The organism is Halovivax sp., assembly GCA_007119345.1.
In the GTDB taxonomy this organism is placed as follows: Archaea; Halobacteriota; Halobacteria; order Halobacteriales; family Natrialbaceae; genus Halovivax.
Map to the genome: position 1 here is coordinate 1 of SKPV01000202.1, position 3083 is coordinate 3083.

Sequence of the window (3083 nt, forward strand, 5' to 3'; positions counted from 1 at the left end):
GCCACCGCCGTCCGTGGCGCCGATCTCGGCCTGCTCGCGCATGGTGTCGACGAACCGGTCTCTGTCGAGTGCTATCGGCATACCTCCGTCAACCGTTCGTCGATTATTAAACTTTGTCCGATTTTACACGTTCGAGTTGGATACCGTTCGGCAGCTCTTCTTTCAACCGGCGCTGCACTCTCGCCACGGGCGAGCCGGGAACACGTATAAGGTGATTCCGGCGATTTCGGACGTATGCACGTGGCACACACGGCAATCTGGGTGAGCAACCTCGACGCATCGACGGCGTTCTACGAGGACGTCCTCGGACTCACGTTCCTCCGCGAGTTTACGACGGACGACGGCGTCGTCAACTACTACGTCGGAACCGACGACGGCGGCGCCATCCAGTTCAAATACGATCCGGCCGGCGAGCGGACCGTCGAGCCGGCGGGCATCGACCACCTCGCCCTCGCCGTCGACGACGCGGACGAGACGTTCGACCGCGTCGTCGCGGAATCGGGCTGTGGCGTCCACCTCGAGCCGACGACGTTCGAGGCGGCAGATCGCCGCGCCGCGTTCGTCTACGATCCGGACGGTTACGTCGTCGAGTTCGTCGGCCCGATCTAGGACAGTGCGGACGAAGAGCGGTCGACAGGAGGGAGTATGTCGCCATCTCCACAGAACGGGCGGCGTCTCTTTGTCGCAATTGTCGGCGTTCTCCCGCCGACACGATGAACGAGATTCCCCCGCCGACACGATGAACGAGATTCCCCCGCCGACACGATGAACGAGATTCCCCCGCCGACACGATGAACGAGATTCCCCCGCCGACACGATGGGCGGTCGGTTCGGATCGACAACCGAACGCGCGCTAACAGCCGCGCTCAGTCGCCGTCCTCGGTTTCGTCGTCGCCGAGCAGCGTCTCGAGTTCGTAGCCGTCGAGGGAGTTCGCCCGGTCCTTGATCGTCGAGATGACGAACCGTGATTGGGTCCGCTGAACCTCGTCGATGGCCTCGAAGTGCTCGAACAGTCGTTCGATCATGTCGCGGTCCGTGAGCCGCGAGATGACGACGAAGTCGGCCTCACCCATCGTGAAAAACACCTGCCTGACGCCTTCGACGTCCGCGAGCTTCTGACCGACCCGCGAGTGGTACTCCTCGTCGTAGGTCGCGATAACTTCGGAGATGACGACGAGGTCGAGGCCGAGTTCGGCCATGTCGAACTCGAAGCGGTCGTTTGCGATAACTCCCGCCTCGCGGAGCTTCTGGATCCGGTAGTGGACCGTCGATTTCGGGATGTCGGTCGCCTCCGCGATCCGTTCGGAACTACCGGTCTCCTGTTCGGAGATGGCCAACAGGATCCGGGCGTCACGCTCGTCCATGGTCGGAACGGAGATGCCGACCGGATAAAGTGCTTTCTCACCCCGTTGGCCGGTCGCACGCACCGTCGACGTCGCACGCATCGTCCTGGTACCGACCGGTGTGCTCATGACGGGACGTTGGCAAGGCCCAGTCACTGAGCGGCTGAAGGGAAGGTTTTTGGCCAGCCTGACTGAGTATACCGTATTCATGACCGGCTCTTCCGATCGGATCTTAGACGGTGTGACGGTGGTCGACCTGACGACGTTCGTCACCGGTGGCTTCTGCTCGCTGATGCTCGCCAACCAGGGTGCGGAGGTGATCAAGGTCGAACGGCCGGGCGCCGGCGACGACAACCGCCACTCCGGGCCGCCGTTCATCGACGGCGAGTCGCCGTACTTCTGGACGATAAACTACGGCAAAAAAAGCGTCGAGCTCGATCTGAAGAGCGAGGCCGGCCGGGAGGCGTTGTACGACCTCGCGAGCGAGGCCGACGTCTTCCTCCAGAACTACCGGCCGGGGACGGCCGAGCGCCTCGACGTCGACGAGGAGTCCATCCGTGCACACAACGACGAGATCGTCTACTGTGCGATCTCGGCGTTCGGCCAGACCGGCCCCTGGCGCGAGCGGCCGGGCTACGACCTGCTCGTCCAGGGGATGAGCGGCATCATGAGCGTCACCGGCGAGCCCGACCGTCAGCCGGTGAAGGTGGGGCTCCCGATGACCGACCTCATCACGGGGATGTGGGCCGCGTTCGGCATCGTCACTGCGCTCTACCGGCGCGAGCAGACCGGCGAGGGCGAGTACATCGACCTCGGCATGCTCGACGCCGCCCTCCCCTGGCTCACCAAGCAGGCCGGCAAAGTGTTCGCCGGCGAGTCGCCGTCGCGGATGGGCACCAGAGATCCGGTGCTCGCGCCATACCAGACGTTCGAGACCGCCGACGGCCACCTCAACGTCGCCTGTCTCAACGACCGGCTCTGGGACCGGCTCTGTGCGGCGCTCGACCGGGCCGACCTCGCGACCGACGACCGGTTCGCCTCCAACGCCGACCGCGTCGAACACATGCGCGAGCTCGAAACCGAGCTCGCGGCGGCGTTCCGCGGGCGAACGACCGACGAGTGGATCGAGCGCCTCGTCGAGGAGGCCGGGATCCCGGCCGGCCCCGTCTACGAGGTCGCCGACGCCCTCGACAACGAACAGATCGAGGCCCGGGGAACGGTGACGACGATCGAGGATCCCGACCGGGGCGAGATTCCCGTCATCGAGCACCCGCTCAACTACGCACGGGCCACGAGCGGCTTCGAGTCCCCGCCGCCGCGACTCGGCGAGCACAGCCGCGAGGTGTTCCGCGACCTCGGCTACGACGAGGCCGCCCTCGACGAACTTGCCGCGCGGGGCGCGTTCGGCGGGGACTGAGTCTGCTGAAGCCGTAAACCGTCGACCGGCGACCCCTCGACGGGAAACCTGGCTGCGCTGTCAGGTGTCGGCTCAGAGCGTGCGCTTTTCGTACCCCCGGCCCGGACGGTCGACTATGAACACGCGGGGACGGCTACGACTGGCGACGCGGGGCTCGACGCTCGCCCGGCGACAGGCGGCGACCGTGACCGAGGGCCTCGAACAGCGCCGGTACGAGGTCGAACTCGTCCCCGTCGAGACGACGGGCGACCAGCTCCGCGACGAGCTGATCCACCGCCTCGGTAAGACGGGCGCGTTCGTCCGCGAACTCGACGAGCGCGTCC

At 65.8% G+C, this 3083-nt stretch carries 3 protein-coding genes and 1 pseudogene; 3 read left to right on the top strand and 1 reads right to left on the bottom strand.

The window, feature by feature from the left end:
* The first annotated feature begins 234 nt into the window (after positions 1–234).
* The gene (locus QZT59_RS13755; RefSeq protein WP_290817507.1) at positions 235–609 is read left to right on the top strand and encodes a VOC family protein; all 375 of its coding nucleotides are present in this window, start codon (positions 235–237) and stop codon (positions 607–609) included.
* Positions 610–866: 257 nt separating this feature from the next.
* Here QZT59_RS13755 and QZT59_RS13760 read toward each other — a convergent pair whose 3' ends face one another.
* Positions 867–1364: an Lrp/AsnC family transcriptional regulator gene (locus QZT59_RS13760; RefSeq protein ID WP_290817513.1), complete on the bottom strand. Its 498-nt coding sequence runs from the start codon at positions 1362–1364 to the stop codon at positions 867–869.
* A 187-nt stretch (positions 1365–1551) separates the two neighbouring features.
* Here QZT59_RS13760 and QZT59_RS13765 point away from each other — a divergent pair, with 187 nt between their 5' ends.
* Together QZT59_RS13765 and QZT59_RS13770 are read left to right on the top strand one after the other, a co-directional pair.
* Positions 1552–2760, top strand: coding sequence for a CaiB/BaiF CoA-transferase family protein (locus QZT59_RS13765; protein WP_290817516.1), 1209 nt, complete (start codon positions 1552–1554; stop codon positions 2758–2760).
* A 115-nt stretch (positions 2761–2875) separates the two neighbouring features.
* Positions 2876–3083, top strand: a pseudogene (locus QZT59_RS13770) (porphobilinogen deaminase); the annotation flags it as partial.